This is a genomic window from Streptomyces sp. NPDC002643 (genome assembly GCF_053592555.1).
Map to the genome: position 1 here is coordinate 137,781 of NZ_JBSFVY010000005.1, position 22,407 is coordinate 160,187.

The 22,407-nt window shown below is 71.3% G+C and carries 19 protein-coding genes and 1 pseudogene; 7 read left to right on the top strand and 13 right to left on the bottom strand.

The window, feature by feature from the left end; translation table 11 throughout:
* Positions 1-89 precede the first annotated feature (89 nt).
* The 8 genes from ACWD4G_RS09585 to ACWD4G_RS09620 all read right to left on the bottom strand — a co-directional run bounded on the left by ACWD4G_RS09585 (position 90) and on the right by ACWD4G_RS09620 (position 10,354).
* Positions 90-1,298, bottom strand: a complete 1,209-nt coding sequence (locus ACWD4G_RS09585; protein ID WP_451291925.1) for an FAD-dependent monooxygenase — start codon at positions 1,296-1,298, stop codon at positions 90-92.
* The gene (locus ACWD4G_RS09590; protein WP_451291927.1) at positions 1,295-2,878 is read right to left on the bottom strand and encodes a class I adenylate-forming enzyme family protein; all 1,584 of its coding nucleotides are present in this window, start codon (positions 2,876-2,878) and stop codon (positions 1,295-1,297) included. The genes ACWD4G_RS09585 and ACWD4G_RS09590 overlap by 4 nt, the downstream gene beginning before the upstream one ends.
* A 69-nt stretch (positions 2,879-2,947) precedes the next feature.
* Positions 2,948-4,603, bottom strand: coding sequence for an AMP-binding protein (locus ACWD4G_RS09595; RefSeq protein WP_451291929.1), 1,656 nt, complete (start codon positions 4,601-4,603; stop codon positions 2,948-2,950).
* Complete coding sequence (pabB, locus tag ACWD4G_RS09600; RefSeq protein ID WP_451291931.1) at positions 4,600-6,723, bottom strand: aminodeoxychorismate synthase component I; 2,124 nt, start codon at positions 6,721-6,723, stop codon at positions 4,600-4,602. The genes ACWD4G_RS09595 and pabB overlap by 4 nt, the downstream gene beginning before the upstream one ends.
* A gap of 31 nt (positions 6,724-6,754) precedes the next feature.
* A complete protein-coding gene (locus ACWD4G_RS09605) occupies positions 6,755-7,342 on the bottom strand; it encodes a hypothetical protein (protein ID WP_451291932.1) in 588 nt (195 codons plus the stop codon).
* A 123-nt stretch (positions 7,343-7,465) separates the two neighbouring features.
* Positions 7,466-8,380 carry an SDR family oxidoreductase gene (locus ACWD4G_RS09610; RefSeq protein WP_451291934.1) on the bottom strand — a complete coding sequence of 305 codons (915 nt, stop codon included), beginning with the start codon at positions 8,378-8,380 and terminating at the stop codon, positions 7,466-7,468.
* Between the two features lie 256 nt (positions 8,381-8,636).
* Complete coding sequence (locus ACWD4G_RS09615) at positions 8,637-9,266, bottom strand: MBL fold metallo-hydrolase (protein WP_451291936.1); 630 nt, start codon at positions 9,264-9,266, stop codon at positions 8,637-8,639.
* Positions 9,266-10,354 carry an S-(hydroxymethyl)mycothiol dehydrogenase gene (locus ACWD4G_RS09620; RefSeq protein WP_451291938.1) on the bottom strand — a complete coding sequence of 363 codons (1,089 nt, stop codon included), beginning with the start codon at positions 10,352-10,354 and terminating at the stop codon, positions 9,266-9,268. Before ACWD4G_RS09620 ends, ACWD4G_RS09615 begins: the two co-directional genes overlap by 1 nt.
* 388 nt (positions 10,355-10,742) lie before the next feature.
* Here ACWD4G_RS09620 and ACWD4G_RS09625 point away from each other — a divergent pair.
* Both ACWD4G_RS09625 and ACWD4G_RS09630 read left to right on the top strand, forming a co-directional pair.
* Positions 10,743-10,901 (top strand): annotated as a pseudogene (locus ACWD4G_RS09625) (rhodanese-like domain-containing protein); the annotation flags it as partial.
* A 162-nt stretch (positions 10,902-11,063) separates the two neighbouring features.
* Complete coding sequence (locus tag ACWD4G_RS09630; protein WP_451292293.1) at positions 11,064-11,810, top strand: sulfite exporter TauE/SafE family protein; 747 nt, start codon at positions 11,064-11,066, stop codon at positions 11,808-11,810.
* A 62-nt stretch (positions 11,811-11,872) separates the two neighbouring features.
* On the opposite strand, the gene ACWD4G_RS09635 is transcribed toward ACWD4G_RS09630, so the two are convergent.
* The gene (locus ACWD4G_RS09635; protein WP_451292295.1) at positions 11,873-12,160 is read right to left on the bottom strand and encodes a metal-sensitive transcriptional regulator; all 288 of its coding nucleotides are present in this window, start codon (positions 12,158-12,160) and stop codon (positions 11,873-11,875) included.
* 84 nt (positions 12,161-12,244) lie between these two features.
* Between ACWD4G_RS09635 and ACWD4G_RS09640 the strand changes: the two genes are divergently transcribed.
* Together ACWD4G_RS09640 and ACWD4G_RS09645 are read left to right on the top strand one after the other, a co-directional pair.
* Positions 12,245-12,796 carry a rhodanese-like domain-containing protein gene (locus ACWD4G_RS09640; RefSeq protein WP_451291940.1) on the top strand — a complete coding sequence of 184 codons (552 nt, stop codon included), beginning with the start codon at positions 12,245-12,247 and terminating at the stop codon, positions 12,794-12,796.
* 47 nt (positions 12,797-12,843) lie between these two features.
* Positions 12,844-14,637 carry an ABC transporter ATP-binding protein gene (locus tag ACWD4G_RS09645; protein WP_451291942.1) on the top strand — a complete coding sequence of 598 codons (1,794 nt, stop codon included), beginning with the start codon at positions 12,844-12,846 and terminating at the stop codon, positions 14,635-14,637.
* On the opposite strand, the gene ACWD4G_RS09650 is transcribed toward ACWD4G_RS09645, so the two are convergent.
* Together ACWD4G_RS09650 and ACWD4G_RS09655 are read right to left on the bottom strand one after the other, a co-directional pair.
* Positions 14,625-16,085, bottom strand: a complete 1,461-nt coding sequence (locus ACWD4G_RS09650) for an aldehyde dehydrogenase family protein (protein WP_451291944.1) — start codon at positions 16,083-16,085, stop codon at positions 14,625-14,627. The two genes, ACWD4G_RS09645 and ACWD4G_RS09650, sit on opposite strands and share 13 nt — an antisense overlap.
* A gap of 195 nt (positions 16,086-16,280) precedes the next feature.
* Positions 16,281-16,580, bottom strand: a complete 300-nt coding sequence (locus tag ACWD4G_RS09655) for a hypothetical protein (protein WP_451291946.1) — start codon at positions 16,578-16,580, stop codon at positions 16,281-16,283.
* Positions 16,581-16,744: 164 nt separating this feature from the next.
* On the opposite strand from ACWD4G_RS09655, the gene ACWD4G_RS09660 reads away from it, so the two are divergent.
* Positions 16,745-17,110 (top strand): nuclear transport factor 2 family protein, encoded by a 366-nt coding sequence (locus ACWD4G_RS09660; protein ID WP_451291948.1) that lies wholly within the window; start codon positions 16,745-16,747, stop codon positions 17,108-17,110.
* A 325-nt stretch (positions 17,111-17,435) separates the two neighbouring features.
* Here the strand turns inward: ACWD4G_RS09660 and ACWD4G_RS09665 are convergent, their stop codons facing one another.
* A complete protein-coding gene (locus ACWD4G_RS09665) occupies positions 17,436-18,815 on the bottom strand; it encodes a hypothetical protein (RefSeq protein WP_451291950.1) in 1,380 nt (459 codons plus the stop codon).
* A gap of 190 nt (positions 18,816-19,005) precedes the next feature.
* Here ACWD4G_RS09665 and ACWD4G_RS09670 point away from each other — a divergent pair, with 190 nt between their 5' ends.
* Positions 19,006-20,232: a glycosyltransferase gene (locus ACWD4G_RS09670; protein WP_451292297.1), complete on the top strand. Its 1,227-nt coding sequence runs from the start codon at positions 19,006-19,008 to the stop codon at positions 20,230-20,232.
* A gap of 13 nt (positions 20,233-20,245) precedes the next feature.
* Here ACWD4G_RS09670 and ACWD4G_RS09675 read toward each other — a convergent pair whose 3' ends face one another.
* Positions 20,246-20,908 carry a TetR/AcrR family transcriptional regulator gene (locus ACWD4G_RS09675; protein WP_451291952.1) on the bottom strand — a complete coding sequence of 221 codons (663 nt, stop codon included), beginning with the start codon at positions 20,906-20,908 and terminating at the stop codon, positions 20,246-20,248.
* A 205-nt stretch (positions 20,909-21,113) separates the two neighbouring features.
* Here ACWD4G_RS09675 and ACWD4G_RS09680 point away from each other — a divergent pair, with 205 nt between their 5' ends.
* Positions 21,114-22,385, top strand: coding sequence for a YncE family protein (locus tag ACWD4G_RS09680; RefSeq protein WP_451291954.1), 1,272 nt, complete (start codon positions 21,114-21,116; stop codon positions 22,383-22,385).
* Positions 22,386-22,407: the final 22 nt, after the last annotated feature.

The window sequence follows — 22,407 nt, forward strand, 5'->3', positions numbered from 1 at the left end:
GTCCCGATACTCCTCGGGTTGGCCCGGTTCGCTTCTTTCCGTACGCGCGCGGCCCGCGACTGTTTCCGTACTCGCGGCCCGCGACGCCTTCAGTACTTGCGGCCCGCGACGGCCGGGGAGCCGTGCCGGGGCCCGTAGGGGGCGTGTTCCAGCCAGGCGCCGCACCTCGGCACGACCGGTGCGAGGGCCGCCGCCGCGCGCTGCTTGACCCGGACGATACGCCTCCGGGGCCGCAGATGATCGAGCGCCGTACCGGCGGCGGCGCTGTTGAACAGGGCGGCCGAGCGCCGGATGCCGGCGAAGGAGGCGACCGCCTCGGGCGAGCCGTCGGCGATGGCGCGGGCCGCCGCGGCGGCGTCCGCGATCCCGCTGTTCATACCGCGCGCCCCGAACGGCGGGAACAGATGGCAGGCCTCACCGGCGAGCAGCACCCGGTGGTGGGGGTCGGTGAAGATGGCGGCGACCTTCCGCAGGAAGCGGTAGGTGGACACCCACAGGACGCGCTCGTCGTACCCGTCGCCGACGACCTCCGGCAGCCAGCGCCGTACGGCCTCCTCGGTGCCGTACTCGTCGGTGGCGTCGTCGTCGCGGCACTGGAGGTCGAGTTGGAAGCCGCCGGTGAACGGCACCCGCATCACACTGCGGCCGCCGAGCGCCGGGTGCTCGTAGTGGAAGACGCGCTCCAGGGGCAGTTCGGCGCCGGGGATGTCGGCGATGTCCGCGACGACGTGGAAGCCCTCGCCGTGGGTGCCCTCCAGGGGGATGCCGAGTTCGCGGCGTACTGCGGAGCGGGCGCCGTCGGCGGCGATGGCGTGGGTGCCCTTCCAGGTGCGGCCGTCGTCGTCGGTGAGGGTCACCCCGGAAGGGTCGGTGCGTACGCCGGTGACGCGGGCGTCCCACACGAACTCCACCCCGGCGTCCCGGCAGGCGATGAGCAGGAAACGCTCGGTGTCGACCTGGCGGAGGCTGGTGAAGGGCGGGGTGCCGGTGGACGGCGGGAAGGTGCGGGCGTACACCTCTCGGCCCCGGTAGAGGGTGCGTTTGGTGTGCCAGGTCTGGCCGTACGCGGCGATCTCGGCGGCCAGGCCCGGGCGCATCCCGTCGAGGAGTTCGAGGGTCTCGCGGTGGACGAACAGGGCGCGGCTGCCGGGGCGTTCGCGGCTCTCCGGGTCGGCTTCGAGGAGGGTGACGGGGAGGTCGTGGGCGCGCAGGGCGAGGGCGGCGGAGAGTCCGACGGGGCCCGCGCCCACGACGAGCACACGTGAGCCGGCCGACGGGCCCGGTACCGGTTTCGTCATGCGTGGGCGCCCTCGGCGAGCATGCGGGTGATCTCGACCCGCTTGACCTTCCAGGTGGCGGTCATGGGCAGCTCCTCGAACCGCCACTGCCTCGGCTCCGCCATCGTCGGCAGATCGGCGGTTGCCTCGGCCCAGCGCTCGGGGTCGAGGGGGCGTTCGCCGCGCACGCACACCACGGGGACGGGCTCACGGTCGGCGCCGGGCACGATGACGACCTCGCGCAGCTCCTCCAGGCGGGACATCAGGGTGTCCTCGACCTCCAGGTTGCTGTGCACGGAGTCGATCCGGTCGATCTCCCGGTCGATGAGGTAGAGGCCTCCCCAGCGGCTCTGGTAGCCCATGTCGCCCATCTCCCACCAGCCGTCGTTGAGTTGGCGGAGATAGCGTTCACGGGCACCGAGGTAGGTGAGGATACGGCCCCGGGTACGGGCCTCGATCCGGCCGGCGGTCCCGGGCGCGACCCGCCGACCGGACTCGTCGGCGACACGGACACTCGTGAACCCGGGGATGCCGATCCCGACCCGGCGTCCGTCCGCGCGTGCGGCGCTGCGGCGGGTGAACCACTGGAAGGCGACCGGCCCCGTCTCGCTCTGCCCGTACAGCTGGATCAGCCACGGCGAGCGCCGCTTGGAGGCGTCAAGGAGCCGTTGCACGGTACGCGGATGGATGGCGTCGAAGGTGGAGCCGTACGAGCGGACGCGGGACAGCGGGGCGCCGGGGGCGTCGGCCAACTCCTCCCACAGGACGAAGGTGTTGGGGTGGGTCTCGACGATGCCGGGGCGGTGGCGGGCCAGCAGCGGGCCCACGTTCGACGGCTCCGGGTCGGTGATCAGGACGAGCGGGCTGCCGAAGTGCAGCAGGACGCCGAGCAGATGGTAGAAGCGCGAGTGCACGAACGACATGTGCAGCGCGGCCGTCTCGCCCCGGGTGGGCCAGCCCATCGCCTTCTGCGGGACGAGCCGGTTCCACATCGTGTTCGGGCTGTGCACCGCCAGCTTGGGGATGCCGGTCGTGCCCGAGCTGTGGGTGATGAGCGAGGGGTCGCGGGGGTGGAGGCGGACCGCGTTGGGGGTCGCGGCACCGGCGTACTTCTGGAGGGGTTCGGCGCCTGGGGCGTCGTCGACGGAGAGGGTGCGGCGGACGAGTTCGGTGAGTTCGACGCCCTTCAGGGGGCCTTCGAGCTTGGCGCGGTCGGTGATCAGCCAGGGCTTGTGCAGCCGTTCGAGAAGCTGACCGGCCGTCGCGCCCGCGAGACCGGGCGACAGCAGTACGGGGACGGCGCCGATACGGGAGACCGCGCAGGTCAGCAGCACGATGTCGACGTTGTCCGTCTTGTGGACGACGACCTCTTCGGAGGGGCGGACACCCGCTTCCCAGAGCCAGCCGGAGAGTTCGTCGACCAGATCGGCGAGATTGACGTAGGAGAGGTCGGTGCCGACATCGGGGTTGACGTCGAGGGGCCGGTCCAGGGTGACGAAGACGGGGCCGTGGCGCTCGGCGGCCTCCCTGAGCATGGAGCCCAGATAGAAGCCGCGGCCTGTGGCGAGCGCGGGTTGTCGAGCGGCCTGCTGGTCTCGCATGGTGCCCAACCTTTCTGCGGGGGTGGGGGGTTCGGCCCCCTCCGTGGGGGCGGGGGTGTCGGGCATGGCTCACCAGGCCCCTTGGCGGACGAGGTGGCGGCGGAGCTTGCCGGTCGCGGTGCGGGGCAGGGTGGGGACGAAGCTGACGCTGCGGGGGACCTTGAAGGCGGCCAGCTTGTCGCGGGCCATGCAGATGAGTTCGGCCTCCAGGCCCACCGGGATCGGGGGGACGGGGATGACGAAGGCACGCAGCCTGCTGGCGCCCCGGTCGTCGGTGACGGCCACCACGGCGACGTCCCGGACCGCCGGGTGGGTGCGCAGCAACGCCTCCACCTCCAGCGGGGAGACCGTGATACCGCCGACCATCTCCATGTCGTCGGCGCGGCCGAGGTGCCGGTAGGTGCCGTCGGGTTCCCGGCGTGCCCGGTCGCGGGTGTTGAGCCAGCCGCCGACGAGTATGCGTTCCGCTTCCTCCGGCCGGTTGAGGTAACCCGGGGTGATCGTCGGGCCGCGTACCCAGAGTTCACCGGTCTCGCCGTCGGGGACCTGGTTGCCGGCGCGGTCGCGCAGTTCCACCTCGAAGCCGGGGACGGGGCGGCCGACGGTGCCGGGGTGGTTGTGGTCGAAACTGTTGGCGCAGAAGGCGTGGCCGGCCTCGGTGGAGCCGATCTGTTCCAGGACCGGGGCGCCGAGGAGTTCGGTGACCTGCTTGCCGAGCCCCGCGGGCATCCCCTCGCCGGCCGACACCGCCGCGCGCACCGAGGCGAAGCAGCCCTCGTGGCCGCCTGCCCGGTCCGTGACGAGGGCGGCGTATGCCGAGGGGACCGAGTACAGCAGGGTCACGCGGTGGCGGGCGACGAGTTCGTCCACGATCGCCGGGGTGGGGCGGCGGTCGGTGAGCACCGCGCTGGAGCCGGAGAAGAGGGGGAAGACGAAGGCGTTGCCGAAGCCGTAGGCGAAGTACAGCCGGGAGACGGAGAGGGTGACGTCGTCGTGGGCGACGCGGAGGAGACGGCGGCCGATGAGGTCGTGGTAGGTCTTGGGGTCGCCGTGTACGTGTACGACGCCCTTGGCTCCGCCAGTTGTGCCGGAGGTGTACTGGACGTAGAGGGGGGTGTGGGCGTCTACCGGGTGTGCCGTTGCCATTGGGTTGGCGGTGGTGCTCAGGGCTGTGAGGTGGTCGGAGGTGATGTGCCTCGTGACGGTTGTGGGGACAGTGCAGGTTGTTTGTGGCTGGTCGCGCAGTTCCCCGCGCCCCTTCAAGGGCGCGCCCGTGTGAACCGGAATGTGATTCTCCAGCCCTGGGCCCGTCACCCAAAGAACAGCCTCCGTATCCTCCGCCATAAACCGGAGTTCGGGTGGGGTCAGTTCCGGATTCACCAGGACCGCTACCGCGCCCAAGCGGGCCAGGGCCAGGAAAGTTGTCACCCAGGCCACCGAGTCCGGTAGGGCCAGCATGACCCTGTCTCCGGGGCGTACCCCGTGCTCGGACAGGACCGTTGCGGCGCGGGACGCCAGGTCGTGGATCTCCCCGTGTGTATGCGCCCGGTGGCCCTGGTAGAAGGCCGGGCGGGGGGTCCAGCCTCGGCGTTCGGAGAGGTCGGCGAGGTGGGCGGCCAGGTTGCCGGGGGCGTTCGTGGCTGCTGGGAGGGGGGCGGAGGCGGATCGCTGGGCGGGGATGTTGAGGCCGGCCCGGATCAGGGCGGGCTCCGATGTGGCGGTCATCCGGTGGTCTCCTCGGTGACGACCGGGGCGGAGGCGTGCTCCCGGTGGGCTCGCATGAGGGCGGCGGTCTTGAGGAGCATCTCGTCGTACTCGGCGGCCGGGTCGGAGTCGAGGACGATCGCGCCGCCCGCTCCCAGGTGCATCCGGCCTCCCTGGAAGACCGCTGTGCGGATGACGATGTTGAGGTCGGCGCCGCCGCCGCAGCCGAGGTAGCCGATGGCTCCGGAGTAGACGCCCCGGGCCTCGGTCTCCAGCGAGTCGATGATCTCCATCGTGCGGAGCTTGGGGGCGCCGGTCATCGAGCCGCCCGGGAAGCAGGCCCGGACGCAGTCGACGGCGTCGGTGTCGTCGCGCAGTCTGCCCTCGACCGTGGAGACCAGCTGGTGGACGGTGGCGTAGGTCTCGGTGGCCATCAGGCGTGAGACGCGGACCGTGCCGGTCTTCGAGACGCGGCCGAGGTCGTTGCGGAGCAGGTCGACGATCATCAGGTTCTCGGCGCGGGTCTTGGCGTCCCGCGCCAGTTCGTGCCGCAGCTTCTCGTCCTCCTCCGGGGTGGAGCCGCGCGGTGCGGTGCCCTTGATGGGCTTGGCCTCGGCGATGCCGTCGCGGGTGACGCGGAGGAAGCGTTCGGGGGACGAACCCGCCACGTCCAGGTCGCCGAACCTCAGGTAGGCGGCGTACGGGGCCGGGTTGATGCGGCGGAGCACCCGGTAGAAGTCGTACGGGTCGTACGGGGCGGGTAACCGGACCGCGTTGGTGAGGCAGACCTCGTAGCTGGTGCCGGCGTTGAGTTCGGCCTTGCAGGCGTCGATGTCGGCGAGGTAGGTGGCGCGGTCGCGGACGAGCCAGGGCTCGGCGGCGCGCGGGTAGGCCTTGCCGGAGGGTGAGGGCGACGGCGTGTCGGTGCGGGCGGCGACGAAGGTCAGCTGGGCCAGCGCCGTGTCGAGCCAGTCGCCGGCCTCGCGGGAGGCGGCCGGGGTGTCCTCGGCGAGACAGAGGGCGTAGGTGAAGCCCTCCTCGTGGTCGACGGCGATCAGCCGGTCCGCGAACAGCCAGCAGGCGTCCGGGGTTTCGGCGGAGTGCCGGTTCGGGGAGCCGGTGTCGGCCTTCAGCTCGTAGCCGAAGTAGCCGACATAGCCGCCGGTGAAGTCGAAGGGGAGGCCGGTGGCGTCCACCTTGCGGGCCGCCAACTGCCGCTTGAGGTAGTCGAAGACGCTGGCCTGGACCTTGCGGGTGGGCCGTCCGGCGCGCTCGATCTCGCAGACCTTGGCGTCGACGTCGTAGCGGACGTACTCGGCGAGCGGGCCGCTGTCGTCGCCGAGGAACGAGAACCGCGACAGGCCCTCCTCGACGCGGGAGCTGTCCAGCCAGAACGCGCGCGGCGAGTCGCCGTACATCCGGTGGAAGGCGGCCTCCGTGTCGACGGCGCCCTCGATACGGCGGGTGTGCAGCCGGTACGCGGGGCCGGGGGCTCGTCGGGGGCGGGGGATGGTGCCGGTGAGAGGGGTGACCGTGGTCTTCTTCGTACGGGGGCTGCCGGCCCGTTCCGCCGTGAGATTGCGGAAGTTGACCAGCAGGCGGTGGCCGTGGTCGGTGAGCACGGACTCGGGGTGGAACTGCACGCCCCACAGTGGCCGGGTGCGGTGCCGCAGGCCCATCAGGACACCGTCCTCCGACCAGGCGGTGGCTTCCAGGGTGGGCGGCAGCGGCTCGCGCACGGACAGGGAGTGGTAGCGGACCACGGTGAAGTTCTGCGGCAGGCCGTGGAACAGGTCCCGGCCGTCGTGCCGCACCGTGGACAGATGCCCGTGCCGGGGCCAGGGCGCGGGCTCGACATCGGCCCGCTCGCCCACCGCGATGCCCTGATGTCCCAGGCAGACCCCGAGTACGGGGATCTCGGCCTCGGCGATCACTCTGGCCGCGACACCGAGGTCACGCGGTTCGGCGGGGTGGCCGGGTCCCGGCGACACCACCACGTTGTCGAAGCCGCGCAGCTGCGGGATCTCGTCGACCGGAGTGTCGTTGAGGATCACCACCGGTTCCTCGCCGTTCACCTCGGCGATCAGCTGGAACAGGTTGTAGGTGTACGAGTCGTAATTGTCGATGAGCAGGGTTTTCATCCGGCCCACCCCCCTCTGATGGTTCTCTGACCTAGGCGGTCCGACGTTTGTGCCGGCCGCGCAGCGCCTGCAGCGGCGGGTACAGCCATTTCTTGAGAAATCGCTGGAGTCTCGGCATGAGAATCCAGGTGACGATGGCCGTCACCGACAGACACAGTAAGAGTGTGCGAAATAGCGGATTGAGATCATTGAGATAAGGAAGAATGAGCAGGTTGAACAGGAGAACGGGCGGGAAAACCGCGCTCATGTTCACCAGCCACAGTTTCCATTTCGGGGGTGGGCGCGGGGCGGACGGCGCCGGGTCCCGGTGCGCCTGGGAGTCGAACCAGGCCTTGGAGCCGACCACCGTGCGGCGTCCGGTCTCCCATGCCAGCCCTTCGGCGCGGGCCGTCCATTGGGCCCAGGCCAAGGAGTTCTCCCAGTTCCGGGAGAGAGTCTCACTCTCGAAGCGGTAGACCATATGCCACTCCGCCTCTCCGTCGACGAGTATGCCTCCCCCCAGAAAACCCTGCTGCTGCGCGGTCGTACGCAGCGCGGCCCACCCCCATGAGTGGAAGTCGGCCTCACGCCCCGGCACCACCTGGTATGCGACGGTGACGGTAACGGGATTCCTGCTCACGACGTCGAATACGCGAGAAAGTCGGGCCCCGTTCAAATCTCAACGAAACTTTTTCAAGTGTCCGTATCGTGCGAGTTTGCGGCAGGGGGGTCACACGTCCTGTTTTTCGGGGCGGCTGTCGGCTCAGCGGTAGCCCGTCGTGTCCGCCGGTCTGCCCGCGTCCTGGACCTCCACGAGATAGCGCCAGGCGTCGGGGCGGCTGCCGTCGAGGTCGGTGAAGCCGTACACCTGGGCGAGGCCGCCGCTGGAGAGGGAGTCGCCGTTGAACCGGGCCACATCCGGGTCGGCGGCGAGGGCGACCACCGCGCGGCCGACATAGCGCGGGGTCTCGGAGATCGCGAAGTGGGGGACGCGGGCGAGGGCGTCGCGCCAGTTGTCCTCGGTGACTCCGAACGTGTCGAGCATCATCTCCGAGCGGAGCCAGCCCGGGGTGAGGGCGACCGCCGTGGCGCCGCGCGGGCCGAGTTCATGGCCGAGGGCGAACGCCATCCGCAGGACGGATGCCTTGGCCAGGTCGTAGAAGAAGGAGCTCCGGTAGTTCGCGCGGTTGTACTCGTCGGTGCCGTCGGTCATCTCCACGACCAGTCCGCCGGGGCGGCGCAGCAGCAGGGGCAGGGCGTGGTGGCTGGTGATCGCGTGCGTCTCGACGGCCAGCCGCAGCAGCCGCAGGCCGTTGTCGAGGTCGTGCTCCCAGACCGGGGAGTCCCACTCGAAGAGCTTCTCGCCGCCCCAGATGTCGTTGACGAGCACGTCCAGGTGGTCCTGCTCGGCGGCGATACGGTCCACCAGGGTCTTCACCTGGGCCGGGTCCAGATGGTCGGTGGGTACGGCGACGCCGTGGCCTCCGGCCGCCGTGACCAGGTCGGCCGTGTCCTCCAGGGTCTCGGGACGGTCGTACTCCGAGCGGTGTGCACGCGTGCTGCGGCCGGTGACGTAGACGGTGGCTCCGGCTGCGCCCAGTTCTACGGCGATGCCACGGCCGGCGCCTCGTGAGGCGCCCGCTACCAGGGCGACCTTGCCTGTGAGTGGCTTTGCCATGGGTCCGACCTCCTGTGTGCGGGTTCTTTGGCACGAGGGTGTCGTGGAAGTCGGACATCTGCTGTCGGGTTTTCTGGGTGTCGCCCAAGAGCTCGATCAGTCGGGTGATTTGGCGGCCGCGAGTTGTACGTGGCTTGTCGCGCAGTTCCCCGCGCCTCTTCAGGGCGCTGCCCTCAGCGGGAGCCACAAGGTACCGGGGCCCGGCTGCCATGCCTTCTCGGCAGCCGGGCCCCGGCCGGTCATTCGCACCCTTTGATCAGTGGCCCCTGTCGATCCACTCCTGGAGGTGTGGGGCCTCGGCGCCGATTGTCGTGCTGTCGCCGTGGCCCGTGTGGACCACCGTCTCCGGGGGGAGGGCCAGGAGACGGTCCCGAATGGAGTCGATGATCGTCGGGAAGTGGGAGAAGGAGCGGCCGGTGGCGCCGGGGCCGCCGGCGAACAGGGTGTCGCCGGTGAAGACCGTGCCGAGGCCGGGGTCGTAGAGGCAGACCGCGCCCGGGGCGTGGCCCGGGGTGTGCAGGACGCGCAGGTCGGCGCCGGCCGTCTCGATGATCTGGCCGTCGGTCAGCCACTGGTCCGGCAGCCGGTCGGGGTGGGTCTGCTTCCACAGCGGCAGATCGTCCTGGTGGAGCCAGATCGGCGCGCCGGTGCGCTCGGCGAGCGCGGGGGCGGCGTCGATGTGGTCGTTGTGGGCGTGGGTGCAGACGATCGCCCGCAGGGTGCGCCCGCCCACGGCCTCGGCGATGGCGTCGGCGTCATGGGCGGCGTCGATGACGACGGCCTCGTGGTCGTCGCCGACGATCCAGACGTTGTTGTCGACGTCCCAGGTGCCGCCGTCCAGGCTGAACTGGCCCGAGGTGACGAGGTGTTCGACGCGCGCGGCCATCAGAGGACCACCACCGAGCGCAGCACGTCACCGTGGTGCATCCGCTCAAACGCCTTCTCGACCTCGTCGAGGGCGATGGTCTCGGTGACGAAGGCCTCCAGGTCGAGCCGGCCCTGGAGGTAGAGGTTGATCAGCATGGGGAAGTCGCGGTCGGGCAGACAGTCGCCGTACCACGAGGACTTGAGCGCGCCGCCCCGGCCGAAGACGTCCAGCAGGGGGAGTTCGAGCTTCATCTCGGGGGTCGGGACACCGACGAGGACGACCGTGCCGGCGAGGTCACGGGCGTAGAAGGCCTGCTTGTACGTCTCGGGGCGGCCGACCGCCTCGATGACGACGTCGGCGCCGAAACCGCCGGTCAGCTCGCGGATCGCCTCGACGGCGTCGGTCTCCTTGGAGTTGACCGTGTGAGTGGCGCCGATGCTCTTGGCGGTGGCCAGTTTCCGGTCGTCGATGTCGACGGCGATGATCTTCTCGGCGCCGGCCAGCCGGGACCCGGCGATGGCCGCGTCGCCGACGCCGCCGCAGCCGATGACGGCGACGCTGTCGCCCCGGCCCACATTGCCGGTGTTGATCGCGGCGCCGATGCCCGCCATCACGCCGCAGCCCAGCAGTCCGGCGACCGCGGGGGCGGCGGCCGGGTCGACCTTGGTGCACTGCCCGGCGGCGACGAGCGTCTTCTCCGCGAAGGCGCCGATACCGAGGGCGGGTGACAGTTCCTGGCCGGTCGAGGCGAGCGTCATCTTCTGCTTGGCGTTGTGCGTGGCGAAGCAGTACCAGGGCCGGCCGCGTCGACAGGCGCGGCAATTGCCGCACACCGCACGCCAGTTGAGGATGACGAAGTCACCGGGTTCCACCTCGGTGACGCCCTCGCCGACCGACTCCACCACACCGGCGGCCTCATGGCCGAGCAGGAACGGGAACTCGTCGTTGATGCCGCCCTGCTTGTAGTGCAGATCGGTGTGGCAGACCCCGCACGCCTGCACCTTCACCACGGCCTCGCCCGGACCCGGGTCGGGGACGACGATCGTCTCGATCCGCACCGGCTCGTTCTTGCCGGGTGCGATCACGCCGCGTACTTCCTGCGCCATGGCGAACCTTTCCGTCGATACAAGGCGGGCGGTCCCCCGCCCATGGTCACCCTACGGACTGACCAGCCGGTAGGGCGCTGTGATGTGCACCCCTCCCCCCTTCCCTGAATACCCCCAGGGGTACCCAGCCCGAGGGGTCGTCCGGTAACGAACGAGGAGAGGAGCGCTGCGGGACTCCGAGCGGGCCGGTGGGCACATCGCCGGGTCGCTCCACATCCCCGTGCACCGACTGCGCGACCGGCTGGGCGAGATACCCGATGGCACGGTGTGGGTGCAGTGCGCGGCCGGTATGCGGGCGGGAATCGCCGCCTCGCTGCTCGACGCGGCCGGGCGCGCGGTCGTCGCCGTGGACGACGGTTTCGCCGCCGCCTTCGACGCCGGGCTCCCGATGTCACGGATCACCCCGGCCCGGGCCCACGCGCGCACGGGCGCCGACGGCGACGCCGTACTCCTCGACGTACGGGAACGGGACGAATGGGCCGAGGTCCATGCCCCGTCCGCCGTGCACGTCCCGTTGTCGGACCTGACGGCCGACGCGCTCCTCCCCTGGCACGCCCAGGACCGCCCCCTCGTGGTGATCTGCCGCTCGGGCCGCCGCACGCGGCGGCGCGGACGTGGTGGACGTCCTCGGCGGGATGGTGGCCTGGACGGAGGCGGGGCTGCCGGTGGTGACGCGGGCCCCGGCCGGTACGAGCGGTGGCCCGGCGGCGTGAGCGCGCTCGTTCTCGCGCTGGTCGCCGGTGGGGTGATCGGGCTGTCGCTCGGGGCGTTGGGCGGTGGCGGCAGTGTGCTGGCGGTGCCCGCGTTGATCTATCTGCTCGGGTTCTCACCGGCCGCGGCCACCACCGCGAGTCTGGTGATCGTCACGCTCACCTCGGCGACCGCGCTGGCCGCGCACACCCGGGCGGGCAACGTCCGCTGGGCCGGCGGGAGCCTGTTCGCGGCGGCCGGCCTCGTACCGGCGGCGCTCGGCGGGGCGCTGTCCGCGGAGCTGCCGCCGACCCTGCTGGCCGGGGCGTTCGCGCTGGTCGCGGGGGTGGCCGCCCATCGGATGCTGCGCCCCTCGGCGACACGGCGGGACGCCTCGACGGTACGGACGAGCCGGGTCGCCCTCTCCGGCGCCGGGCTCGGCTCGGTCACCGGTGTCCTCGGTGTGGGCGGCGGCTTCCTCGCCGTCCCGGCCCTGGTGAACGTGGTGGGCCTGCGGATGCGGGACGCCGTGGGCACCAGCCTGCTCGTCATCACCGTGAACTCACTGGCCGCGCTCGCCGCCCGTACCGGCTCCGCCGAGGGGCTGGACTGGGCCGTCGTCGCCCCCTTCGCGGGCGCCGCCGTGCTCGGCGCCTGGGACGGCAAGCGTCTCGCCGCCAAGGTCTCCGGCGACACGCTCCGCCGACTGTTCGCCTGGGTGCTGCTGGCGGTGGCCGCGTTCATGCTGGTCGACGCGGTGATGTGACCCGGCCGGACGCGGCGGCGCGACCGACCGAACCAGAGGCCGGCCGACCCGTCACCCCCCTCTCAGGCCAGTGAGAGGAACAGCTTCTCCAGGCGGGCCTTCATCTGCTCCGTCGTCTCACCGTTCCGCTCGTTCCCGTCGGTGTCGGTGAGGCACTGCTGCAGACCGGTGGCGATGATCGCGAAGCCCGCGCGGTCGAGTGCGCGGGAGGCCGCCGCGAGCTGGGTGACGACGTCCTCGCAGTCGCGGCCCTCCTCGATCATCTTGATCACTCCGGAGATCTGACCCTGCGCCCGGCGCAGCCGGTTCAGCACCGACTTCAGCTCATCGCCCTCGAACTGCAGCTCCACTGCCACCCACTCCCTCCACCTACATACCCTTGGGGGTATTTTACCTCCCCCTCGTGGGCTCTCACGAAAGGATCGCAGTACCCCATGGCCTCTCCCCTCACCCCCCGTCGTCTGGACCCGGCACAGGCCCGAGAGCGGCTGCCGGAGCTGACCGTCCTCGATGTCCGCACCCCGGGCGAGTACGCCTCCGGACATCTGCCGGGTGCCCTGAACATCCCGCTGGACCAGTTGGACAGCGCGCTGCCCGTGCTGAAGGAGTCCGCGGGCGACCTGCTGGTCGTGTGCGCTTCGGGCGCCCGGTCCGAGAAGGCGTGCGCGGTGCTCGTCGGACACGGCATCCCGGCGGCCACCCTCACCGGCGGTACGAGCGCCTGGGCGGCCGGTGGCCACGAACTGCACCGCCCGGCCGGAGACGGCGCACGCGCCACCTGGGCGATGGACCGTCAGGTCAGGTTCACCGCCGGTGCCCTCGTCCTGATCGGGCTGGGCCTCGGACTGCCGCACCCCGCCTGGCAGTTGCTGTCCGCCGGGGTCGCGGGCGGCCTGGTCTTCTCCGCGCTGACCAACACCCGCGGCATGGCCGCGCCGCTGGGCAAGCTCCCCCACAACCGACCGCGCCCCGCCGACGTACGCTGAAGCTCCGCGCCCGTCCCCACTCCCCGACCGATCTGCCGAGGAGCCTCGTGAGCACCCCTGACACCGGAGTCGAGCAGCAGCCGCCCACCTGGCGGCTGCTGCTCGACTATGTACGACCCCATCGCTGGGCACTTCTGCTGGGCGCGCTGCTGTCCCTCGTCACCGGTGCCACCGGGCTGGCGCTGCCGCTGGTGGCACGGGAGTTGATCGACGACCTGTCGCACGACCGTGCCATCACCTGGGCGTTGCTGCTGATGTCGCTGCTTGTTCTCACCAACGCGGCGGTGGGCGCGCTGGGTTCGTACGTCCTGCGGCGCACGGCCGAGTCCGTGGTGCTCGGGGCCCGGCGCAGGCTGTCGTCGTATCTGCTGCGGCTGCGGATATCGGCGGTGGACCGCACCGAGCCGGGCGATCTGATGGCGCGGATCACCTCCGACACGACGCTGTTGCGCGAGGTCGCCACGGACACGCTCGTCGGTCTGGGCACGGGCGGGCTCACCTTGGTGGCGACGGTGGCGCTGATGGCCTTCGTCGATCCGGTGCTGCTGGCCGTGACGCTCGGGGTGATCGCGGGCGCGGGTGTGGTGTTCGGGGTGATCGTGCCGCGTATCAACCGGGCGAGCAGAGCCGCGCAGGACGCGGTCGGCGCGATGGGTGCCTCGCTGGAGCGCATCCTCGGAGCGCTGCGCACGGTCAAGGCGTCCGGCGCCGAGCACCGGGAGGAGGAGACCATCCACGCGGCGGCCACGGAGTCGTGGCGGCAGAGCGTACGGGCCGCCAAGTGGTCGGCCGCCGCGGGCAACACGGCCGGGCTCGCGATGCAGATCGCGTTCATCACCGTGCTGGCGGTGGGTGGCGGCCGGGTCGCGACCGGCGTGATCGACGTGGGCACGCTGGTGGCGTTCCTGCTGTATGTCTTCTACTTGATGTCGCCGATCCAGCAGGTCGTGGGCGCCATCACCCAGTACCAGACCGGCGCCGCCGCGCTCTCCCGCATCCAGGAGGCGCTGCGGCTGCCCGCCGAACCGGTCGCGGAGCCCGCGCCGTTGCCGGCACCGGACGCGGAGCCCGCCGCACTCGCCTTCGACGACGTCCGCTTCCGCTACGCCGACGATCTGCCGTACGTCCACCACGGTGTGACCTTCGAGGTGCCGGGCCGGGGCATGACCGCGTTCGTGGGCCCCTCCGGCGCGGGCAAGACCACCGTGTTCTCACTGATCGAGCGGTTCTACGACCCCGAGTCGGGTGTCATCACGGTCGACGGCCGCGAGATCACCGAGTGGGAGCTTCCCCGACTGCGGTCCGCGATCGGTTACGTGGAGCAGGACGCGCCCGTGCTGTCGGGCTCCCTGCGCGACAACCTGCTGCTGGGCAACCCGGCGGCCGAGGAGAGCGACCTCACCCGGGTGTTGAAGACGACCCGGCTCGACGCCCTGGTCGCCAAACTCCCCCAGGGCCTGGAGACGTTGGTCGGTCACCGGGGCACCAAGCTCTCCGGTGGTGAGCGTCAGCGGGTGGCCATCGCCCGCGCCCTGCTGCGCCGCCCCCGGCTGCTGCTCCTCGACGAGGCCACCAGCCAGTTGGACGCGGTGAACGAGGCGGCGCTGCGCGACACGGTCGCCGATGTGGCCCGTACGACCACGGTGTTGGTGGTAGCCCACCGGCTGTCCACGGTGACGATGGCCGACCGCATCGTGGTCATGGACGCCGGACGCGTCCGCGCGGTCGGCACCCACCGTGAACTGGTGGCCGCCGACCCGCTGTACGCGGAGCTGGCGGCCACGCAGTTCCTGGCTTCGGAGCAGTTGGACGAGCCGGCCCCCGTCGGTCAGAACGGATAGTGCGCCTGCTGGGTGGCGATGGTCACCCAGCGGGTGTTCGAGAAGGCCTCGATGCCCCAGCGTCCACCGAAGCGGCCGTAACCGGAGGCCTTCACTCCACCGAAGGGGACCTGGGGTTCGTCGGCCACGGACTGGTCGTTGATGTGGACGATGCCGGTGCGGACGCGGCGGGCGACGACGAGCCCATGGGTGGCGTTCTCGGTGATGATGCCGCAGGTCAGGCCGTTGTCGGTGTCGTTGGCGATGGCCACGGCGGCATCGTCCTCGCTGAATGTCTCCAGCACGCAGAGGGGGCCGAAGGACTCCGTGTAGTAGAGGTCGGCGTCCTTGGGGACATCGGTGAGGACGGTCGCGGCGTGCACCGCGCCCTCGGGCCGCCCGCCGCCGGTGAGCACGGTGGCGCCCTTGGCCACCGCGTCCTCCACCAGCGCGGCGACCCGCTCGGCTGCCTTGGCGCTGACCAGCGGGCCGATGACCGTGTGCGGGTCGCTCGGGTCTCCCGCCTGGAGCGTGGCGACCTTGGCGGTGAACTTCTGCGCGAACTCCTCGGCCAGCGACTCATGGACGAGGATGCGGTCGCCGGACATACAGATCTGCCCGGCGTTCATGAAGACGCTGAAGGTGGCCGCGTCGACCGCGTAGTCCACATCGGCGTCGTCGAGGACGATGACCGCGTTCTTGCCGCCCAACTCCAGTACGGCGGGCTTGAGAAGGCGTCCCGCCTGCTCGCCGATGATGCGGCCGACCCCGGTGGAGCCGGTGAAGTTGACGGCGCGCACCCGCGGGTCGGAGATGAGCGCGGTGGCGATCTCCGCCGCGTCGGCGGGGTCGTTGGTGACCACGTTCAGCAAGCCGTCGGGCAGACCCGCTTCCCGGAAGACGTCGGCGACCAGCAGTCCGCACGCGATGGGGGCGTCCTCGCTGGGCTTGACGACGACGGTGTTGCCGGCGGCCAGGGGCGCGGCGACCGCGCGTACGCCGAGGATGACGGGCGCGTTCCACGGCGCGAACGCCGCGACCACACCGAGGGGTTCGCGCACCGCGAGTCCGAGGGCGCCCTGTTCCTGGGTGCTGAGCACCTCACCGCGCGGCGCGGTGATCGCGGCGGCGGCCTCGCGCAGGATGTTCGCCGCGAGCGCCACGTTGAAGTACGCCCACGGCCGGGTGCCGCCCGCCTCGCGGGCCATGATGTCGGCAACCTGGTCGCCCCGGCTCTCCAGGAGTTCGGCGGCCTTGAAGAAGATCGCGCGCCGGGCGAAGGGCGCGAGCGCCGCCCACTCCTCGAACGCCGCGTCGGCGGCGTCCACCGCCCGCTTGACGTCCTCCGGTCCCGCCGCCGCGACCGTCGCGTACACCTCCCCGGTGAACGGGTCGAGGTCCTCGGCGGTCCGTCCGGACGCGGCGGGCACGTCCTTGCCACCGATCAACAGGTCACGCGCTATGGCCATGGTGCGGCTTCCTCGGGGTACGGGATGACGACAATGCATGACATTTCGTTCGCGAAGTGAAATTCAATTCACCTTTACTGTCCCGTGATGCTCTGCCCGGCCGCCGGGAAAGTCAAGAGCCCCGCCGTGCTGTCACACGGCGGGGCTGTCGGCATCGGAAGCACCCGTACGGGACCGGCTCCGTCGCCGGTTCCGCTACTCGATGGCACCCAGCAGACCGAGGGCGGGCGCGGCCAGGTCGGTGATCTGGTGCAACTCGTTCAGCCGGTTCAGCTCATGCACCTTGTTGAGGCTCTGGAGCTGCTCGGAGGGGCGCGGGATCGCCGCCTTGTGCCGCTCCGGGATGTCGCTGACGGCGAGCGAGTCGAGGGTGGACATCAGGCTGAGCCCGGTCACGTCCGAGGCGGCGTCGGCCGCGTTCGCCGTCGTCGCGGTGAGGCCCGTGACCCCGATGGCGAGACCCACGGCGGCGGCGATACGTCGAGTTGAGATCATGCCCTGCGCAACGCCGCCCGGCCGGGGGCGGTCACCGCCGCTCACCCGTGTGGCCCACGGCGCCGGCCGCGCTTGCCGGGTCCCGCACGGCGGAGGAGCCTCATAGGTGGGGCCCCTGACCGCCCGCCTCCCCGCCGGGCCGGGGCCTGCGAAGGAGGTCACCCATGGGCACCGCGACAAGCCCCGCCTTCGACACCGAGGCGTTGCGCCGGGGCACGGAGCAAGCGAACGCGGCGACACTGCTGTCGCTGTACGCGGACGACGCCGAGATGCGCGTCGTGGACCGCAACACCCAGCCCAGCCATCCCAAGGTCATGCACGGCCGGTCCGAGATCGGCGAGATGCTGGAGGACGTCTGCGGCCGGGAGATGACGCACAAGCTGGAGCAGTGCGTCGTCCAGGGCGACCAGGTCGCCTACACCGAGTCCTGCGAGTACCCCGACGGGGTGCGCGTCCTGGCCAGCTCGATGATCACCCTGCGCGACGGCAAGATCGTCGACCACACCCTGATCCAGGCCTGGGACGAGTAGCCGACCTCCGGTCCCTGGACGAGCAGCCGATCTCCGGTCCCTGGACGAGTAGTTGATCTCCGGTCCCTGGACGAGTAGTTGATCTCCGGTCCCTGGGACGAGCAGCCGATCACGACGAGCGCGGACACGAAACCGCACAGGGGGCGCCCCATGGCTCGTTTCCGGGTCTCCTCCCGGCTGACCTGGTCCTTCTCGGTGCAGGCGGATCTGAGCCGAGGAGCCCGGGCCGGGCATCGCGGTCCGTTCACGGCGGCCGGGCGGCGCCTCTGTGCCGCCCTGGTCGGCGCGGCGCTGCGCGCGACGCCGCGGGGTGGGCGGCTGGCGGTCAGTCGGGGACGCCCAGTTCGTCGAGGAGGCGGTGCGTGTCGGCGTCGGTGAGCGCGGGGTTGGTGGCGGCCTGCTGGGCGAGCGACACCTCTCCCAGCAACTCCTCGATCCGGGTCCTCGGCAGCCGTTCATCCGCCGCCGCGAACTTCTGGACCCACACCGACTCGTCCCGGCTGAGCCTCTCGATCAGCTCCGGCGACGCGTCCGGATCGAACACCGCGAGACGCCGTAGGGCGGGAGAGGGATCGTCCGCGTATCGGGCCAGCCCCTTCCTCGGGAACTGCGGCAGGCGCAGCATGGTGTGGCTCGAATAGCCGTCCCACTCCAGAACGGTCCGCAGCAGGACCTCGGCAGGGGCGTCCGGCTGCCGCTCGCAGATCATCAGCCGCACCCCGAAGTCCTCGTCCTGCGCGAGCCGTTCCACCAGATCGGCCGGGAGTTCCGGGTGGACGGCCGCGCTCCGGCGCAGCCAGCGATGGGCGGAGGTCGCGACGGGGCGCAGGGCGTCGGCGTCGAGTGCCAGGACCCAGGCGAGCGGGCGGAGCCGGTCCGTCCGCGCGACCTCGTGGTCGATCGCCGCCCGCTGCTCCTCCGTCAGCTCCGGACGGGCGGAGACCTGGAGGCGTACGTCGTGCTCGGGGTCGGCGGCGAGCCGCGCCACGAGTGGGGGTGGCAGTGAGGCGTTGCGGGCGAGGGCCCGCCTCTCGTACGGGTCGTCGAGGTCCATGAGCCGCTCGCCGATGGCATGGGACAGCCGGGCCTCGGCCAGGACCTCGCCGCGCTCGAACCCCTTGGCCGCCGCGAGCACGTCGTCGGTGAGGCGCGCGTCGGTACGGCACGCCTGCCGGGTCGCCGCCCGGCGCACGGCGGGGTCGGGGTCGGCGAGCAGTGCCTCGCGGGCGGCGGGTTCCAGGACGTCCCAGACCCGGCACACCTCTCGGCGGACCGCCGCGTCGGGGTGAGCGGTCTGATCGGCGAGGACGCGGTCGGGGACGGACCAGGACCGGGCCGCGTCCTCACGTACGCCCGGCTCGGGGTCGGCCAGCAGTCGCCGGTACGTCGCGTCGGCGAGCGGCTCGGCCGGCCCCCAGTGCGGCTCGGGGCCGTATGCCAGGGCCTCCCGCACTCTGCTCTCGGGGTCGTCGACGAGCCGTGTCCGGTCCGCCGGGGCGGCTCCGGGGCTCTGGGCGAACTCGCCGCGCACTCGCCAGTCGGGGTGGGTGACCAGGGCGGCGACGACGACGGGCGGGAGCCCGCGCCGGGTGCACAGCCACCGCCAGGCGGCCTTGGCCTCGGGGTGGAGGAGACGGAGCAGTACGTCCGCGCTCGCGGCCGTGTTCCGGGCCAGCCCCTGAAGAATCTCGTACCGCAGGTTCATCGCCGCTCGCCCCCGCCTCGCCCCGTGGAAGGATCATCGTACGGTCGCAATGGAGCTGTCGGCGGGGCAGCCATCTGTCCGTCACAGGGCCCCTCCGCGCCGGGCAGGGCCTCTTTCGGGTCATCGCCGTCCGATCCGCCGGTTCCTGTGGGGCCCGGCGGCCATACTGGCGGGCGTGCGCGTAGCGATCATGACGGCGGGTTCCCGGGGCGATGTGGCGCCGTACACCGGGCTGGGGCATGCGTTGGTGAGGGCCGGGCACGAGGTCACCTTGGTGACGCACGCCCGGTTCGAGCCTCTGGTGGCGGGGTCGGGGGTCTCCTTCCACTCCCTGCCCGTCGATCCGAGGGCCGAGTTGGAGTCGGAGCGCGGCCGTGATCTGCATCGGAGCAGCACGGGGGCCGGGAAGCTGCTGCGGGCGGTGCGGCTGGCGCGGACGGTGATCGGTCGGATGGCCGGCGATCTGGAGGCGGCGGCACGCAGCAGCGAGGCCGTGCTGGTGGCGGGCACGCTGGCGCCGTTGGTGCACACGGTCACCGAGGGGTTGCGGGTGCCGAGCTTCGGGGTGAACCTCCAACCGCTCGCGCCCACAAGGGAGTTCGCGCCGCCCATGACCGGGGTGCGGTCATGGGGCCCGGTCCTCAACCGGGCGGCGGGGCACGCGGTGAACCTCTCCGTGGAGTGGGTCTTCACGGAGGAGGTACGGCGGTTGCGTACCCAGTACGGGCTGCCGCGCACCGGCCGGTTCGCCGCGCGGCAGGCCCGGGAGCGGCGCGGCTGGCCGGTCTTCCACGGCTTCAGCCCCCGGGTGGTGCCCCGGCCCGACGACTGGCGGGCAGGGCTGGACGTCACCGGGTACTGGTGGCCGTACGACCGTGAGGAGCAACTGCCCGCCCCGCTGCTGGACTTCCTCGACGCCGGGCCCGCGCCGGTCTTCGTGGGCCTGGGCAGCGCGACCGTGCCCGACGCCGAGCGGATGAGCGCGTCGGTCGTACGGGCCCTGCGGGCGGCCGGGTTGCGTGGGGTGATCCAGCGGGGGTGGGGGGAGCTGCGGGGTGAGGGGGACGACATGTTCACGGTGGGCGAGGTGCCGCACTCGCTGCTGTTCCCGAGGACGGCGGCGGTGGTGCATCACGCGGGGGCGGGCACCACGGCGGCCGGGCTGCGCGCCGGGGTCCCGGCCGTGCCCGTGCCGGTCCAGTTCGACGAGGCCTTCTGGGCCGCCCGGCTGGCCGCGCTCGGTGTGTCGCCGGGCGCCGTACCGCTGCGCGGCTTCACCTCGGACGCCCTGGCGGCGCTGCTCCGCCGGGCGACCGGCGACCCGTCGTACGGCCGACGCGCCCGGGCCCTGGCGGAGGAGCTGCGGACGGAGGACGGTACGGCCCCGGTGCTGGCGGCGCTGGACCGGCTCGTCTGAGGACGAGGCCGGTTCAGTGGTGTTCAGGTCGCCACCCCGGTGGCCTCAAGATCCCCAGCAGCAGGCGGGCCAGTTCGTCGACCACCTCGTCGAGGTCGGCGTCCACCCAGCCGGCCTGCCAGTCGTGGAGGAGACCGTTGACTCCGCCGATGAAGGCGGTGGCGGCGATGCGGTAGTCGCGGTCGGCGGCCTCTCCGCGTGCGGCGGCCGCCGCGGCCTCGGCGCAGATGAAGTCGATCCAGCGGGAGCGGCGTTCGAGTCGCTGACGCTCCATGCGCGGGCTGACGCCGATGATCTCCGTGTAGGTGATGCGCGCCCGGCGCGGATCGTCGGTGACGTTCGCGGCGTAGGCGCGGAACGTGGCGGTGACCCTCTCGACCAGCGGTTTCCCCTCCGCCGTGGCGAGCCCGGCCAGCGCGGCCTCCTCCGCCCAGTCGTTGACCTGGAGATGGAGGGCGGCGAGCACGTCCTCCAAGGTGCGGAACTCCTCGTAGAACTGACGGGTCGACAGCCCCGCCGCCTCGCTGAGCGCCGCGATCGTGGTCCCCCGATAGCCGGGGCTGTCGCCGAAGAGCTGGAGTCCCGCCTCCAGGAAACGGCGGCGGCGCTCCGCCTGTCGCTCCTCGGCGGACCTCCCCCCGTAACGTCCGGTGGGCTGCTTGAGCCTGCCCGCCACGCTTCTCCTCCCGCCCGTGCGTTCCACCCGTTCGACGGCTTGTTCGGCCGTCCGTCGATTTTGTCGTGTCCGCGGTCTTGTGGCGAAGCAGGCGCGTTCCTTACTTTCCAGTAAGTCAACTCTGAACGCAGGGGTATTCAGAGTTCCGATACCCGACTCCCTTGAGCCGCCTTGCCATGGCCACCGCCAGCAGGAGGAGACACCCATGTCAGCCGCCCCCGGCCCCCGCCGTCTCAGAGCCCGGCATCTGTGTGCCGTCGCCGCCGCCCTCACCCTGACCGCCACGGCCGCCGCGTCCGCGTCCGCCGCGCCCACCGCCGAAGCCGCCGCCCTCCGGGAGGTGATGTTCGTCGGCAACAACTGGGAGGGCACGGCGGACGTCATCAAGTCCTCCGGTGACTTCGCGAAGATCGGCCGGGTGAACGTCATCCCGGACAAGGACGAGCGGATGGCGGAGATCAACGCCGATCCGATCAAGTGGATCTACTTCATGGCGATCCGCAACAGCGTCGGCGAGGGCCACGACCAGTTCGTGGACGACATGTACTCCACGCCCGACGGCTCGTCGATGGTCGTCTCCCGCCCCAGCTTCGCCGACGTGGTCTCGATCGACCTGGCCACCGGCGACATCAACTGGCGCTTCCCCGTGTCGGGTTACCGCGCCGACCACATGGCGGTCTCCCCCGACGGCAAGCGGGTCGCCGTCTCGGCCTCCACATCGAACACCGTGCATGTGCTGGACATCGTCACCGGCAGCCAGCTCGGCTCGTTCAAGACCGGCGACAAGCCGCACGAGAACATCTTCACCAGCGACGGCAAATACATCTGGAACATGGCCATCGGCGATGTGAACACCCAGACCGACGACCCCTGGCTGGACTGGACGAAGGGCGACCGCAAGATCACGGTCGTCGACGCGAACACCTACCAGCAGGTCAAGATCATCGACATGCGTGAGCGGCTGGACGCGATCGGTCTGACCGACTACTCCGACGCCGTACGGCCCGCCGCGTTCTCCCCCGACGAGACGAAGCTGTACTTCCAGGTGTCCTTCTTCAACGGCTTCTTCGAGTACGACATCGCCACCGACAGGATCACCCGTACGAAGACCCTGCCGAAGAACCCGGCGACCAGCGACGACCGCACCACGATGGTCAACGACTCCCGCCACCACGGCATCTCGATGAAACCGGACGGCACCAAGCTGTGTGTCGCGGGCACCATGGACGACTACGCGACCGTGGTGGACCGCGCGACCCTCCAGGAGGGCCCGCTCGTCACCGCCTCCAAGCCGTACTGGGCGACCGTCAGCGGTGACGGCAAGTCCTGTGTGGTCTCCGAGAGCGGCGCCGACCAGGTCACCGCGATCGACTTCGCCACCGGGCAGAAGACCGTGTCCGTCGCAGTCGGCGACCACCCCCAGCGGGTGCGGCTGGCGCAGGTGCCCGCCGACTGGACCGGAACCTCGGCCGACTGAATCCACTGGATTCTTCCGTCGG